We start from the raw sequence: 14105 nt of genomic DNA, 5'->3' as shown, positions 1-14105 counted from the left end.
GGAACCTGTTTCCGGCCCCTTTTTCATCCTGCGTGACCCAAGACTCTTTAATCTGGAGCCTGACGATGGACTTTAATCTGACTGAAGACCAGCTGGCGTTTCGTGAAGCTGCCCGGGCCTTTGCCGTGAAATCCATGGAGCCCCATGCGGCCAAGTGGGACGACGAGCATATTTTCCCGGTAGATGTTTTGAAAGAAGCCGGTGAAATGGGCTTTATGGGAATCTATACACCGGAAGCTCTCGGCGGCATGGGCCTTTCCCGGCTGGATACGTCTGTTATTGTGGAAGAGCTTGCAGCTGCCTGCCCTTCAACGGCAGCGTTTATAACCATCCACAACATGGCGACCTGGATGGTCGCCAGTTTTGCGTCTGATGATCTCAAACAGGATGTTGTGCCGAAGCTGGCCAGTGGTGAATGGCTTGCTTCATATTGCCTGACGGAGCCAGGTGCGGGTTCTGATGCTGCCAGCCTGAGAACCAAAGCGGTTCGTGATGGCGACAGCTATGTGATCAACGGCAGCAAAGTTTTTATCTCCGGAGCGGGGAGCACCGATATCCTTGTGCTCATGGCGCGTACTGGCGCGGTAGATTCTGGTGCCAAAGGCATTTCCACATTTGTGATTCCTGCAAATGCTGAAGGTATTTCCTACGGCAAGAACGAAGAAAAAATGGGTTGGCACAGCCAGCCTACCAGAATGATAAATCTCGAGAATGTCCGCATTCCTGTAGCCAACCGGGTAGGTGAAGAGGGCGACGGCTTTGCCATTGCCATGAAAGGCCTTGATGGTGGCCGTCTCAATATTGCCACCTGTTCTCTTGGTGGTGCACAAGCTGCGCTGCTGCGAGCCCGCAACTATATGCATGAGCGTGAACAGTTCGGTAAGCCCCTGGCAGCTTTCCAGGCTTTGCAGTTCAAACTGGCGGATATGGCGACCAATCTGGTAGCTGCCCGGCAGATGGTGCGCCTGGGAGCCTTCAAACTGGACAAGGGTGATACCGAAGCTACGCTGCACTGTGCCATGGCCAAGCGTTTCGCAACCGATGCCTGTTTCGAGGTAGTGAATGATGCCCTGCAGCTTCACGGTGGCTATGGTTATATCCGGGAATACCCTCTGGAACGTTATCTGCGTGACCTGCGCGTGCATCAGATTCTGGAAGGTACCAATGAAATCATGCGACTGATCGTTGCCCGTCGCATACTGGATAACGGTGTGGCTGAGGCCATTCAATAAACCGCAAAAATAACAGGAGAAACAGATGAGCGATCTGATTCAGCTCGAAAAACGCGGCCACATTGCGGTACTGACTATCAATAATCCGCCGGCCAATACCTGGACAGCGGACTCCCTGCCGGCTCTGACAAAAATCGTCCGGGAACTCAACGAAGACACCAGCATTTTTGCTCTGGTTCTGACCGGGCAGGGCGAGAAGTTTTTCTCCGCCGGCGCAGACCTTAAAACCTTTGCCGATGGCGACAAAGCCCGGGCCAACGAGATGGCTCAGCTCTTCGGCGATGCTTTCGCTGCGCTGACTGCATTCCGGGGTGTCTCCATTGCTGCAGTGAATGGTTATGCAATGGGTGGTGGTCTCGAATGTGCGATGGCCTGCGACATCCGTATTGCTGAAGAACATGCTCAGATGGCACTGCCAGAAGCTTCTGTTGGCCTTCTGCCCTGCGCTGGCGGTACCCAGAACCTGCCCTGGCTGGTGGGTGAGGGGTGGGCCAAACGCATGATTCTGTGTGGAGAGCGGATCAAGGCCAATAAGGCACTGCAGATTGGTCTGGTTGAAGAGGTTGTCCCCAGCGGTAAAGGACTGGAAAAAGCACTGGAGCTGGCGGAAATGGCCTGCAAGCAAAGCCCGTCGTCCATTGCCCGCTGTAAAACTCTGGTGATGAGTGCTCGCGACGGACGCAGTCACAGCGATGCCTGGCGCATGGAGCGTGAGTTGTTTGTTGAGTTGTTCTCAACAGAAGACCAGAGAGAGGGTGTGAATGCGTTTCTCGAAAAACGTAAACCGGAATGGAAAAACCGCTGAAACCCTCGGGCATGCAGGTTCAAGGATTTTTTTATGAGTAATCAACCGATTGTTTTTGAAGAGTGGACGGCAGCTGACGGCGCATTGATTGCTGTAGCCCGGCTGAACACCCCCAAAGCACTCAACTCGCTCTCCCTTGAGATGATTCGGATGCTTACCCCTCAGCTTGAAAGCTGGGCTGGTGACGACCGGATTCGTGCAGTCTGGATCGAGGCAGAAGGCGACAAAGCCTTCTGTGCCGGTGGTGATATCGTTGCTCTGTACCGGAGCATGACAGAACCACAGAGTGGCGGTGGCACGAGTGAAGGAGCCACTTTCTTCACTGAAGAATACGAGATGGATTATCTCATCCACTCGTTTCCCAAGCCGGTTGTGTGTTGGGGCCACGGCATAGTTATGGGTGGTGGCATTGGTATTATGGCTGGCGCCTCGCATCGGGTTGTTACTGAAACCTCCATGCTGGCGATGCCGGAGAGCAGTATTGGTCTGTACCCGGATGTCGCCGCTGGCTGGTTTCTGAACCGTGCTCCCGGACGCACAGGGCTATTTCTGGGGTTGACCGGTGCGCGTATGAATGCAGCTGATGCGATGTTCGTGGGTCTTGCCGATCGCTTTATCAGACATGAACTGAAAGCGGCCGTGGTCGCTGACCTGACGGCCCGCAACTGGCAGGGCGAGGATGCTTTTGCCGTAGTGGGTAGTGTGCTCAGGCAGCATGAGAACCAAAGTGCAGATGCCTTACCGGAATCTCCGGTAAGGGTTCATTTTGATGAGATCAACCGTGTAACCGATGCCGACAGCCTGACGGATATAGTTGCGCAGATGACGGAGTTGACGAGTGGCGATGGCTGGCTGGCCAAAGCAACCCGTGCTTTGAAAACAGCCTCGCCAACGTCTTTGGCCTTGTGTTGGCAGCACCTGCGTAACTGCCGCCAGGACAGCCTCCGTGAGGTTCTCGCCAAAGAACTCACGCTTTCGCGCAACTGTCTGGATAAGGGTGAGTTTGCAGAAGGTGTGCGTGCGCTTCTGATTGATAAAGACAAACAGCCAAGATGGCGCTACGCATCCTTGGCAGAAATGGACAGCGAGTGGATCGACAGTTTTTTTGAAAAATAGCCAAAAGGCCGGCAGTTGAGTAGCTCCGGCCTGATTCAACCGAATACAAAAACAAGGGGATGATTATGGCAACGATTACTTTTATTGGTCTGGGTAACATGGGCGGCCCCATGGCCAGCAATCTTGTAAAAGCAGGGCATGAGGTAACCGTATTTGATCTGTCAAAAGATGCGGTAGCAGCTCTGGTCGCCGAAGGCGCTAAAACAGCATCTACGGCTCATGAGGCTGCCAAAGGTGCGGAGTGTGTTATCACGATGCTGCCTGCCGGCAAGCATGTTGAAGCTGTGTATCTGGGTGATGATGGACTGCTGGCTAACCTGCCTGCGGGCACTCTGGTGATTGATTCGTCCACCATTGCACCGGAAACGGCCCGTGGCGTAGCAGACAAAGCCGAGGCTAACAATATTCTGTTTCTTGATGCCCCGGTCTCTGGCGGCGTAGGTGGTGCGAAAGCCGGTACGCTGAGTTTTATATGTGGTGGTGATGAAGGCACCTTCAGCAAAGCCAAACCGATTCTGGAATCCATGGGCAAGAACATTTTCCTTGCCGGCGGGCACGGTGCAGGGCAGGTTGCCAAAATCTGCAACAACATGCTGCTGGCTATTCTGATGGCAGGCACCAGTGAAGCACTGGCTCTGGGTGTGAAGAATGGACTGGATCCGGCGGTTCTCTCGGAAGTCATGAAGCAGAGCTCTGGCGGAAACTGGGCATTGAATGTATACAATCCCTGGCCGGGCGTTATGGAAGCGGCGCCTGCATCGCGGGGATACGAGGGTGGCTTCCTGGTCGATCTGATGAACAAGGATCTTGGTCTGGCGTTTGATAACGCCGTCAAGAATCATGCTGCAATTCCTATGGGATCTCTGGCCCGAAATCTGTTTGAGCTTCACGCCGGACAGGGCAACGGAACCCTGGATTTCTCCAGCATCCAGCGCCTTTACAAGCCTGAATGATCCCTGCCGGGGCACGGTTCCCGTGCCCCGCTCTTTCCCTCCAGACCGGGAAGGTCCCCCGCTTTCTGAATCCTTGCCATCCTGCTTTATAACTATTGAGCAAGATAACTATGAGGAGGACAATGAACCATCTCATTGTTGAACCGGCCGCGAAGACAATCTGCCCGGTTCCTGATTCAGGTTACAGGCCTATCTACCCATGCTGACGAATACGTTTGTACTTTATTTATCGACGGTGTTGATCTGGGGATCGACATTTATTGCCATACCCCTTCAGTTGGGGGAGGTTCCCGGTGATGTGTCCATTGCCTACAGGTTCGGACTGGCCGCGCTGGTGCTCATGTTCTGGTGTCGCATGACGCGGCGTAACATGGTCTTTGGTTTCCGGCAGCACCTCTGGATGGCTGGCCAGGGTCTGATGCTGTTCGGTTTCAACTACATGCTGGTTTATCAGGCATCTGCTGATATCACCAGTGGATTGATTGCCGTGGTGTTCTCCACAATCATTGTGATGAATATTGTAAATGGTGCTTTGTTTTTCGGTAATCGTGTTCCCCGTGCAGTGATTGCCGGGGCTGCCTTGGGGCTGGCAGGTATCTGTCTGGTATTCCTGCCGGAAGTCCGCGCTCTGGATGCAGACGGCGCCACCTTGCGTGCCATTATCCTGAGCCTGGTCGGTACGTTTATCACTTCATTTGGCAATATGATTTCTGCTCGTAATCAGTCATCAAAACTACCTGTTATGCAAAGTAACGCCTATGGCATGGCTTATGCTGCGCTTGTGCTGGCGCTCATTGCCTGGGGGCGGGGTGAGCCATTTGTATTCGAGGCGAGCTGGACCTATGCGGGGGCTCTGGTTTACCTGGCTCTGGTCGGTTCAGTAATGGGGTTCGGGAGTTTTCTGACTCTGCTGGGGCGAATAGGGCCTGAACGCGCGGCCTATTGTATGGTTCTCTTTCCGATTGTGGCACTTGCGCTTTCAACCGTGTTCGAAAACTACCATTGGACGCCTGAGGCCATGGCGGGTGTTTCGCTGGTACTTGCCGGAAATCTGCTGGTGATTGTTCCCAAACAGCAGTTTTTGCGTATAGTGCGGATATTTCGCCCGGCCATAGCGCGCCAAACTCTGAAAAAATAGGCAGTCTCGCAATGGAAATTAACGTCAATTATCTCGACAACCTCCGTATTGAAGCCAAGTTTGACGACTTCTCGGTGATTGCGGACCAGCCCGTCCGGTACAAGGGCGACGGCTCGGCACCCGGTCCTTTCGACTATTTTCTGGCGTCCTCTGCTCTGTGTGCAGCCTATTTTGTGCGGGTTTATTGCATCGCCCGCAATATTCCCACCGACAATATCCGGCTGTCGCAGAACAACATTGTTGATCCTGAAAACCGTTACAATCAGATTTTCAAAATCCAGGTCGAGTTGCCAGAAGACATTTCTGATAAAGACCGCCAGGGCATTGTGCGTTCAATTGACCGCTGTACGGTCAAAAAAGTTGTGCAAACCGGTCCGGACTTTCAGATTGAAGTGGTAGACAACCTGGATGAAGATGCCCAGGCCCTGCTGATGACCAGGCCCGAGGGTGAGGCCAACACCTATATCCTGGGTAAAGACCTTCCGCTGGAGCAAACCATTGCCAACATGACCGCCATCCTGGCGGATCTGGGCATGAAGATTGAAATTGCATCCTGGCGCAATATCGTGCCGCATGTCTGGTCGCTGCATATTCGCGATGCCGCATCGCCCATGTGTTTCACTAATGGCAAAGGGTCGACGAAAGAAAGCGCCCTGTGTTCTGCATTGGGCGAGTTCATCGAACGCCTGAACTGTAACTTTTTCTACAATGATCAGTTCTTTGGTGAGGAAATTGCCAATAGTGAGTTCGTCCACTACCCGAGGGAACGATGGTTCAAACCAGGGCCAGATGACGAGTTGCCTGAAGAGATCCTGGATGATCACTGCCTGGCCATCTATAACCCGGAAGGTGAGCTCTGCGGTTCCAACCTGATCGATACCAACTCCGGCAAGGTGGAGCGTGGAATATGCTCCCTGCCGTTTGTACGTCAATCTGATGGCAAAGAAGTGTACTTCCCCTCGAATCTGATTGAAAACCTGTTTCTTAGCAACGGTATGAGTGCTGGCAATACGCTTCATGAAGCGCAGGTGCAGTGTCTGTCGGAAATCTTTGAGCGGGCGGTTAAAAAACAGATCATTCAGGAAGAAATTGCATTACCTGACGTGCCGTTGCACGTGCTGGAAAAATACCCGGGCATTCTTGAGGGTATTCAGGCACTGGAGGCTCAGGGGTATCCTGTGCTTGTCAAAGATGCCTCCCTGGGCGGCCAGTTCCCGGTAGCCTGCGTTACCTTGATGAACCCGAAAACCTGCGGAGTTTTTGCCTCTTTTGGCGCGCACCCGACTCTGGAAGTGGCGCTCGAACGCAGTCTGACGGAACTGATGCAGGGCCGCAGTTTTGAGGGTCTGAACGATTTGCCACCACCGACGTTCAACAGTCTGGCGGTCTCCGAACCCAATAATTACGTTGAGCACTTCATTGACTCCAGTGGGGTTGTTTCCTGGCGCTTTTTCAGTGCAAAGCCTGATTATGAGTTTAACGAATGGGACTTTTCGGGCACTAATGAAGAGGAAGCGGCCTGCCTGTACAATATTCTAAAAGACATGGGCAAGGAGGTTTACACGGCAGTCTTTGATGACCTGGGCGCTCCGGTTTGTCGCATACTGGTGCCGGGCTATTCTGAAATCTATGAGGTAGAGGATCTGATCTGGGATAACACCAACCGGGCTCTGGACTACCGTGAAGATATTCTCAACCTTCACTCACTCAGCGATGAGCAACTGGGCGCATTAGTGGAGCGGCTGGAGGAGAGTCAGATCGATGAGCACACGGATATCATTACCCTGATCGGTATCGAGTTCGATGAAAACACTGTTTGGGGGCAGCTTACGATTCTCGAGTTGAAGCTGCTGATCAACCTGGCTCTGCAGGAATACGAAGAAGCCCTTGAGCGGGTAGAAACCTTTATACAGTTCAATGACAACACGGTTGAACGCGGGCTGTTTTATCGGGCGGTGAATGCGGTGCTGGAAATCACTCTGGATGACGAACTTGAGCTGAGTGATTACCTGTTTAATCTCCGGCGCATGTTTGGCGAAGAGATTATGGATGCGGTTGTTGGGTCAGTAGAAGGCCGTGTGCGTTTCTATGGGCTTACCCCAACAAGCATGCAGCTGGAAGGTCTGGATAAACACCTGCGGCTGATTGAAAGCTATAAGAAGCTCCATGCTGCGCGTGCAGCAAGAGTGGGGTGCGCGGACTGACTGGGGGAGTATCTGTCGTTGCCGGTTGCCACGTTACCGTGATGACCTGGCTTTGCAGTATATATCTGAATAGCACGTTCCAAACAGGGTGTAGCAGCGATGATGATAGATGCGATAACCCTTCCAGACCCCAGTATCAGTTGCACAAGTTGCCAGGCATGCTGCTGTCGTCTCGAAGTGATGTTGATCACGGAGACAGGTGTGCCGGAAAGGTTTATTGAGACGGATCATTGGGGCGGTCGAACTATGGCGCGTTTAGACGATGGATGGTGTGCAGCGCTGGACCGCAACACCCTGTCATGTTCGATTTATGAAAAGCGACCCTTGATCTGCCGGGAGTTCGAGATGGGCGGCTATGAGTGTAAAGTCGAACGCGGCCCTGATGCTCCGGTAATGTAAAGTGCCGGTTTATCGCAAGCCGGTTATTCTTCCTTGTCCTGGGCGAACTTCACCCGGATTTTGTTTTTACTGATGCGGGCGTCGTTCAAGCGGGCCTTGGCCATCTTGGCCTCTTTTGGATCTGGCATTTCCACGAAGCCAAAACCCTTTGACAGACCCGTTTCTTTATCCAGAACCAGTGTGCACTCAGTGACCGTGCCGTGAGCAGCAAATAGCTCCTGGATTTCCTGTTCTGTTGTTGTACGTGCGAGGTTGCGGACTAGTAGTTTCATGATTGACCATATAAAAAATGATGATTAATGCTTTGTCTGGCTCCGGTCAAACCGGAGCCCGCCCGAGGATAGGCATCAGGTTAATCTATAATACCCAAGCGTTGTGCTGTTTCTATAGTAATTGCTCCAGAGGCAAGGCCGTTTTCTGTCTGATATTCAGCGAGGGCATTTAGGGTATCGGGGCCGGGTAAGCCGTCCAGCTTCCCGGGGCTATAGCCCAGATTGAGGAGTTTGTTTTGCATCTCCTGAACCATGTCCCGCGTGAGATCCCGGTCGCATACGGCCTGTCGTGCCACGACGTGGGGGCGTCCTTCATATCGCTTGATGTCTACATTCAGTGTTTCTGCCGGCACTTCGCGCTCTTTTGTCTGCGCAGGTTCCACCAGTTCAGTGATTTCGAGCGTATCGATTTCGTCATCCAGTTCAACCGGGATTATCTGGGCCGGGGTATCAACCAGTCGGCGTAAAACTGTTTTGTACTCAGCCGGAATGACCTCGGTGCGGGTAACCTCGGGCGTTATCAGCCTTGATACGGTTACGGTTTTGGTTCTGGCCGGGATCTCTTTGGCACAAAAACCAAAGACAGCTGATGAAGCTCCATAGGCCGCCGCGCCGGAGGTCCTGCAAGCTTCAAGTTCGGTTCTGGCTTGCTCCAGAATCACCTCTTCCTGGAAATCCTTGTAGACCGCGGGCTCTACCACAAGACGGGTTGTTTCGGGTTTAACCAATACCTGTTCTTCGATTTCTCTGTATGAAGCGGGTATTACCCGGAAGGTCTTGGTGCCTTCTCTGGTCACAACCTGTTTGAAACCCCGGCGGAACTCGGCTGGAGTTACATCCAGTCGGGTCTCTGAGTCCCGGACATTGACGGTAACACTATCCATAACCGGGCGAGGGTGAATCTGTGCATAAACCCAGCATTGCCCTGGCCGAATATCCAGCTCCTGGGCATTGATCTGTGGCGGTATCATCGGGGGCAGACCGGAACCTGCACTTGGCGATTGTTCACTAGGTTGGGTATCGGCTATCTCGTCTGCATTTCCGGAAACAGCTTCGACAGGTTCTGGATCGGGCAAAAGGTCCTTGTCGCTACTCTCCAGCGGTTCTGTTCCGTTGGCAGGCGCATCGGTATTTTTTGCAATTTCGTAAGTGTAAATATTCTTCACGTACGAGGCTGGCTGTTTCTTTTGTACTGCACATCCACTTGTAACCAATGAGATGAATACGCCAGCCAGCCAATAGGGTTTATGTATAAATGAAATGTTTGTACCCATGGAGTCTCTCAAGGTTGGCTGGCAGATTGAAGGATTGCAGATGTATGACTACCCGACCCGGTTGCGCTCACCTGCCATCTGTATGGCGCTGTAATTATCCGGATGGGTGCTGTAGCAGCCAGAACGGGGTGATTGCCTGAATATGTTTTAAGTATACCCGAGTAAGGTGAAGTACAGTCGGTCAGATACCATAATTAACAGAAATCAGGCATCCCCGGGCCGGACAACGCTGCAAGAACGCTATGGCAATACTGTTGGCTGAGTGCGGCAGTGTCTCCCGGAACTGCTCGGGATCCAGCAGAAATGAGTGATCCGTATGGGTTAGTCAGATTCTGTCAGGTAGTTGTGGGCAAATGCCTGTAAATCCTCTGAAACACGCTGGCGAATGGTCGCCCGGTCTTGTGGGTCAAGGCCATATTTCCGGGCCAGCAATTCGAAATCCTCATCTTTGAGGGTTATGGTCAGCCGGGGGCGGGCTCTGCCCTTCTTGTAGGGCAGCTGCAGAACTTTCCGGACCATGTCTGAAGCAGCCATGTCCTGCAGTGCTGCAGATACCCGAAAGGCCCGCTGAATATCGTTGGAAAGGTCGAAGGCCATTTGTACTGCCTGAACAGCTTTCTCTTCCTTTGACCAGTCCGGTTTACCTGTCATGGAAATAACCTGAAAATTGGGCCCCCATGTTGCGGGGGCTCCGGATTTATTGTGCGGGGCTGTCTTTCAGGCGAGCGAGTACGTTGTTTACTGCATCTTGCTCGCCATTGATGCCAGCAGCCTTCAGCTTTTCGTCCAGATCTGCGCCGGTGAGTTCTTTTTCGAGGGTGGCGCTGGCGGTCTGGCGGTCTTCTTCCCGAGCCTGGCGCTCCCGAATACGTTCCAGGGTTTCCTTTGCGGTGCTCAGTGAGGATTTTTGGCTGTTGATGCTGGTGTCAATCTGGGCTGTGGTGCGAAGCACTCTCTCGTTGGTTTTTACTACCTGGAGTTCACGGCGGTAGTCGGCCAGTTGTTTTTCTGCCCGCTGAACACGCTCTTTCAGTCCTGTAATCCGTTGTTGCAGCAATTCCCGGGTCTGCGTCAGTTCTGCGGCACGGCGCTCATGGCCAACAATGCGTTCGGCTACTTCTCTGGCCAGATCTTCCTGGCCGGCAACGATGGCCTTGCGGGCATCCTGTTCGCGTTTACTGGCGCTATCCTGTTCAGAACGGATCTGTCGGGCGAGAGAGGCAGACTCGGCCATCAGTGCGGCCAGTTCCTGTTTCGCCTGTTTCAGTTCCTGTTCGGAATCCCGTAGCTCTTGTTCAAGAATACGGTTGCCTTGGCTATCTACTACAGCTTCGCCCAGCTCGTTAACACCACCGCGCATCGCAGTCAGAATTTTATTCAGTACGGATCTCATGTTTCAGTCCTCACTTAAGCCAGGTAGTCTTCAAATGTCTGCAACAGGTCGATTGAATTCTCGGCCAGTGTGACCAGTTCCTGCATGATTTCGGCTGAACCGGAGGTTGGGCTGAGAGCACCGTACGCCACATAGTGGTCACCGGTTTTGCCAAGTGAACTCAGGGGCATGGGTACACTGATGCGCAGCATGTTTTCGTGCAGCTCTGCCAGTCGTTCCGGGTTCAGTTCCTGTTCATCAAAAAGATACACAAGGCACAGAATCTGAGTGTCGGTTACGGTAACGTATACCGGCGTTTCTTCTGCTCCGGAAACGGTAACCTGAAGTACCGGCTCTTCTCCCGCTATGGGCATGACGTCGAAGGTTCGGCCAGCATGAGTAGAGTCACCCAATGCCAGGGTGAGAGTTTGTATATCCACAAATAGCTCCTTCCTGTGGCGTTGAACAGGTTCAGCCGGTTCAGGCGAACCTCTCCTGAGATTTGACATTTTATGTCAATGATTCGAGTCTATACCTCGCAATTAAACATTTGCAAGAAATAGTTTGTATGCGTTATAACGATGCTGTCGTTTGACACAAACTGTCAATTCACAGGTTTACCTGAACGGGTGTCTGGCCGCGTATGGAAACATTTTTCGTTGTAGCCTTCTCTTTCCCGACGGTGGTCTTCTCCGTCTTGTTGTGTGTGGCCATTGTCTATTGGCTGATCTCCCTGCTCGGCATGGGCGATATAGACGCGGACGGCGACATCGATGCGAGTGGTGACTTCAGTGGCCTGATGGTTACTCTGGGGCTTCAGGGGGTACCCCTGCCGTTGGTGCTCACTCTCCTGTTTTTGTTTGGCTGGCTGGCCAGCTATTTCATTGATCTGGTTTGCGGGGCTCTTGTCCCTTCCGGTTTGTTGCATTGGCTATATGGAATCGCTGTTATTTTTGCAGCTCTGGTGGTCGGGGTGCTGACAACGTCAGTTGTGATCCGGCCGCTCAGGCCCCTGTTTCGCCGGGCTTTTCTGCCACCTCTTCAAAAGCGGATTGTCGGCACATCCTGTGTTGTGATTTCGTCGAAGGTTACGGAGGAAACTGGTCGGGGAGAGGCTATTCTTGATGGTGCTCACCTCGTACTTCAGATCCGAAGCCAATCATTACTCTCTCACCGTCAACGGGCAGTCATTATTGAACATATTCCGGAAAAAAATGCCTGGTGGGTAGTTCAGGAATCCGAATTTTATTCCGGTGATTCTGCCGGATAACCCAGTGCTTATACCTTTATAACCAGCTTAGGAGAATTCTGGATGGACTTGTCGTGGATGATGCCGATACTGACAACCGTTGGTGTTTTTGTATTGCTGATATTGGGTGTGCTTGCTCTGTTCAAGGCGTTCTACCGAAAGGTAGATCAGGGGCAGGCTTTGATCGTGAACGATTTGTCTCCTACGCCAAAGGTATACTTCACTGGCGCCATGGTGCTGCCGGTTATTCATCGCTCCGAAACCATGAAGATCTCGGTCATCACCCTGGAACTGAACCGCACCGGCAAGGAAGGCTTGATCTGTAAAGACAACCTGCGTGCTGATATCACGGTTGCCTTCTACCTGCGTGTTAACGAAACCGCTGAAGACGTACTTCGGGTGGCTAAATCTGTAGGGGTCGGGCGCGCTTCTGATCGCGATGCGGTAAACGAGCTTTTCAACGCCAAATTCAGTGAGGCGCTAAAAACCGTTGGTAAGAAGCTGGAGTTTATGCAGCTGTTCGAAGAGCGCCAACACTTCCGTGACTCCATTATCGAAACTATTGGCGAGGATCTCAACGGCTACGTTCTTGAAGATGTAGCCATTGATTACCTGGAACAGACACCCAAAACCTCTCTGGATCCCAACAATATTCTGGATTCTGAAGGTATCAAGCGGATTACTGAAATCACTGCGTTCCACAATGTGGAGACAAACCGCCTGGAGCGCGATCAAGAACTGGAGATTCAGCGTAAGAACGTGTCTGCCCGTGAAGCCTCGCTGGAACTGGAGCGCAGTCAGGCAGATGCAGAGGCTCGTCAGCGCCGTGAAATAGAAACCCTGCAGGCGCGTGAAACCTCCGAGACTGAACAGGTACGTGAACAGGAACGCGCCCGCGCTGAAGCCGCTCGTATCAAAACTGATGAAGAGCTGGCCATTGCGGACGAGAACAAACAGCGCCAGATTGAAATGGCCATGAAAGCTCGTGAACGGGCAGTACAGATCGAAGAAGTGCGAATTCGCCAGGCGCGCGAACTGGAAGATGTAAACCGTGAGCGTGCGGTTGAAATTGAACGGATTGGTATGGAAAAAGCGCTTGAAGGTGAGCGCAAGGAAATTGCTGAAATTACCAGCCAGCGGATCGCAGTTGAGCGCAACGTGGCGGAAGAGGAAGAGAATATCAAGGATGTTCGCAACCGGTCCGAAGCTGAGCGCTTGAAGGTTACGAAAGTGGTGGGGGCTGAGGCCGACGCCGATGAGCTGAAGCTGATGGATGTGAAAGCCGCGGAAGCCGCATTTGAACGCTCCAAGCTGGAGGCAGAACAGATTCGTGTCACTGCTCAGGCGGAACTGGACGCAGCTGAGAAAAAAGCCATTGCCGATGAGAAGCGGGCTCGTGGTCGTCAGGCCATGTCTGCCTCTGACGGGTTGGCTGAGGCCCAGGTCAGGGAAGCTCAGGCGTCTGCCATTCGCGCTGATGGTCTGGCCCGTGCCGAGGTTAAAACGGCCACAGCCAAGGCTGATGAAGACGCCGGGATGGCTGAAGTCCGGGTGCTTGAACAGCGTCTTGAAACGGAAGCCATGGGTGAAGAGAAGTTGGGTCTGGCCAAAGCTGATGCCCGCAAGGCTATGGTGCTGGCAGAAGCCGAAGGTGAGGAACGCATGGGGCATGCGAAAGCCGACGCGCGCGAAGCTATGGCCAAGGCTGAGGCATCCGGCCTGGTTGAGAAGCTGAAAGCCTACGATGGCATGTCTGAAGAAGCCCGTCACTTTGAAGAATTCCGCATGAACCTGGAAGTTCATGAGAAAGAAGTGATGGCCAAGATTGCAGCTCATCAGACGGGCATTCTGGAAAATGGCCGGGTAATGGCTGCGGCATTGAAGGACGCCAAGTTTGAAATGATCGGTGGTGATGGCGGTATCTTCGAAAAGTTCGCCCAAGGCATGGGGTATGGCAAAAGCGTGCAGGGGGTGCTGGACAAAGCGCCATCACTGCAATCAGCCCTGGCGGGTATTGCCGGGCGGGTTGCTGCTGAAAAATCCGGTAATTCCTCTGAAACTGCTTAAAGCTGGAGGTGTCACCAGTGCCTG

The 14105-nt window shown here is 53.0% G+C and carries 14 protein-coding genes; 9 read left to right on the top strand and 5 right to left on the bottom strand.

The genetic code is table 11. The features are described 5' to 3' along the window. The first annotated feature begins 65 nt into the window (after positions 1-65). The 7 genes from CPA50_RS14620 to CPA50_RS14590 all read left to right on the top strand — a co-directional run bounded on the left by CPA50_RS14620 (position 66) and on the right by CPA50_RS14590 (position 7847). Positions 66-1232 carry an acyl-CoA dehydrogenase family protein gene (locus CPA50_RS14620; protein WP_096783270.1) on the top strand — a complete coding sequence of 389 codons (1167 nt, stop codon included), beginning with the start codon at positions 66-68 and terminating at the stop codon, positions 1230-1232. 25 nt (positions 1233-1257) lie between these two features. Next, positions 1258-2037, top strand: coding sequence for an enoyl-CoA hydratase (locus CPA50_RS14615; protein ID WP_096783269.1), 780 nt, complete (start codon positions 1258-1260; stop codon positions 2035-2037). A gap of 33 nt (positions 2038-2070) precedes the next feature. Then, positions 2071-3153 (top strand): enoyl-CoA hydratase/isomerase family protein, encoded by a 1083-nt coding sequence (locus CPA50_RS14610; RefSeq protein WP_096783268.1) that lies wholly within the window; start codon positions 2071-2073, stop codon positions 3151-3153. A gap of 65 nt (positions 3154-3218) precedes the next feature. Beyond that, positions 3219-4106 carry a 3-hydroxyisobutyrate dehydrogenase gene (gene mmsB, locus CPA50_RS14605; protein ID WP_096783267.1) on the top strand — a complete coding sequence of 296 codons (888 nt, stop codon included), beginning with the start codon at positions 3219-3221 and terminating at the stop codon, positions 4104-4106. Between the two features lie 199 nt (positions 4107-4305). Further along, positions 4306-5244, top strand: coding sequence for a DMT family transporter (locus CPA50_RS14600; RefSeq protein ID WP_096783266.1), 939 nt, complete (start codon positions 4306-4308; stop codon positions 5242-5244). A gap of 11 nt (positions 5245-5255) precedes the next feature. After that, positions 5256-7448 (top strand): OsmC domain/YcaO domain-containing protein, encoded by a 2193-nt coding sequence (locus CPA50_RS14595; RefSeq protein ID WP_096783265.1) that lies wholly within the window; start codon positions 5256-5258, stop codon positions 7446-7448. Between the two features lie 99 nt (positions 7449-7547). Then, the gene (locus CPA50_RS14590; RefSeq protein ID WP_096783264.1) at positions 7548-7847 is read left to right on the top strand and encodes a YkgJ family cysteine cluster protein; all 300 of its coding nucleotides are present in this window, start codon (positions 7548-7550) and stop codon (positions 7845-7847) included. 23 nt (positions 7848-7870) lie between these two features. Here CPA50_RS14590 and CPA50_RS14585 read toward each other — a convergent pair whose 3' ends face one another. The 5 genes from CPA50_RS14585 to CPA50_RS14565 all read right to left on the bottom strand — a co-directional run bounded on the left by CPA50_RS14585 (position 7871) and on the right by CPA50_RS14565 (position 11205). After that, entirely contained in the window at positions 7871-8119 is a 249-nt protein-coding gene (locus tag CPA50_RS14585) for an RNA recognition motif domain-containing protein (protein ID WP_096783263.1), read from the bottom strand. Between the two features lie 80 nt (positions 8120-8199). After that, entirely contained in the window at positions 8200-9285 is a 1086-nt protein-coding gene (locus CPA50_RS14580; RefSeq protein WP_179397238.1) for a peptidoglycan-binding domain-containing protein, read from the bottom strand. A gap of 429 nt (positions 9286-9714) precedes the next feature. After that, positions 9715-10044, bottom strand: coding sequence for a hypothetical protein (locus CPA50_RS14575; RefSeq protein ID WP_096783261.1), 330 nt, complete (start codon positions 10042-10044; stop codon positions 9715-9717). A gap of 46 nt (positions 10045-10090) precedes the next feature. Continuing rightward, the gene (locus CPA50_RS14570) at positions 10091-10786 is read right to left on the bottom strand and encodes a PspA/IM30 family protein (RefSeq protein ID WP_096783260.1); all 696 of its coding nucleotides are present in this window, start codon (positions 10784-10786) and stop codon (positions 10091-10093) included. 14 nt (positions 10787-10800) lie between these two features. Further along, on the bottom strand, positions 10801-11205 hold the full coding sequence (locus tag CPA50_RS14565) for a YjfI family protein (RefSeq protein ID WP_096783259.1): 405 nt from the start codon (positions 11203-11205) through the stop codon (positions 10801-10803). A gap of 203 nt (positions 11206-11408) precedes the next feature. On the opposite strand from CPA50_RS14565, the gene CPA50_RS14560 reads away from it, so the two are divergent. Together CPA50_RS14560 and CPA50_RS14555 are read left to right on the top strand one after the other, a co-directional pair. Then, positions 11409-12035 (top strand): hypothetical protein, encoded by a 627-nt coding sequence (locus CPA50_RS14560; RefSeq protein ID WP_096783258.1) that lies wholly within the window; start codon positions 11409-11411, stop codon positions 12033-12035. A gap of 42 nt (positions 12036-12077) precedes the next feature. Continuing rightward, a complete protein-coding gene (locus CPA50_RS14555; RefSeq protein WP_096783257.1) occupies positions 12078-14081 on the top strand; it encodes a flotillin family protein in 2004 nt (667 codons plus the stop codon). The last annotated feature ends 24 nt before the right edge of the window (positions 14082-14105 follow it).

This window comes from Marinobacter sp. ANT_B65 (genome assembly GCF_002407605.1).
Classification (GTDB): Bacteria; Pseudomonadota; Gammaproteobacteria; order Pseudomonadales; family Oleiphilaceae; genus Marinobacter.
The sequence above is the reverse complement of the archived record's forward strand: the minus strand, read 5'-3'. Positions and strand labels throughout refer to the sequence as shown.

Excerpts from the sequence above, each read along its gene's own strand:
- CPA50_RS14620 (WP_096783270.1), top strand. The coding sequence starts at position 66 with ATGGACTTTAATCTGACTGAAGACCAGCTGGCGTTTCGTGAAGCTGCC.
- CPA50_RS14615 (WP_096783269.1), top strand. The coding sequence starts at position 1,258 with ATGAGCGATCTGATTCAGCTCGAAAAACGCGGCCACATTGCGGTACTG.
- CPA50_RS14610 (WP_096783268.1), top strand. The coding sequence starts at position 2,071 with ATGAGTAATCAACCGATTGTTTTTGAAGAGTGGACGGCAGCTGACGGC.
- mmsB (WP_096783267.1), top strand. The coding sequence starts at position 3,219 with ATGGCAACGATTACTTTTATTGGTCTGGGTAACATGGGCGGCCCCATG.
- CPA50_RS14600 (WP_096783266.1), top strand. The coding sequence starts at position 4,306 with ATGCTGACGAATACGTTTGTACTTTATTTATCGACGGTGTTGATCTGG.
- CPA50_RS14595 (WP_096783265.1), top strand. The coding sequence starts at position 5,256 with ATGGAAATTAACGTCAATTATCTCGACAACCTCCGTATTGAAGCCAAG.
- CPA50_RS14590 (WP_096783264.1), top strand. The coding sequence starts at position 7,548 with ATGATGATAGATGCGATAACCCTTCCAGACCCCAGTATCAGTTGCACA.
- CPA50_RS14585 (WP_096783263.1), bottom strand. The coding sequence starts at position 8,119 with ATGAAACTACTAGTCCGCAACCTCGCACGTACAACAACAGAACAGGAA.
- CPA50_RS14575 (WP_096783261.1), bottom strand. The coding sequence starts at position 10,044 with ATGACAGGTAAACCGGACTGGTCAAAGGAAGAGAAAGCTGTTCAGGCA.
- CPA50_RS14570 (WP_096783260.1), bottom strand. The coding sequence starts at position 10,786 with ATGAGATCCGTACTGAATAAAATTCTGACTGCGATGCGCGGTGGTGTT.
- CPA50_RS14560 (WP_096783258.1), top strand. The coding sequence starts at position 11,409 with ATGGAAACATTTTTCGTTGTAGCCTTCTCTTTCCCGACGGTGGTCTTC.
- CPA50_RS14555 (WP_096783257.1), top strand. The coding sequence starts at position 12,078 with ATGGACTTGTCGTGGATGATGCCGATACTGACAACCGTTGGTGTTTTT.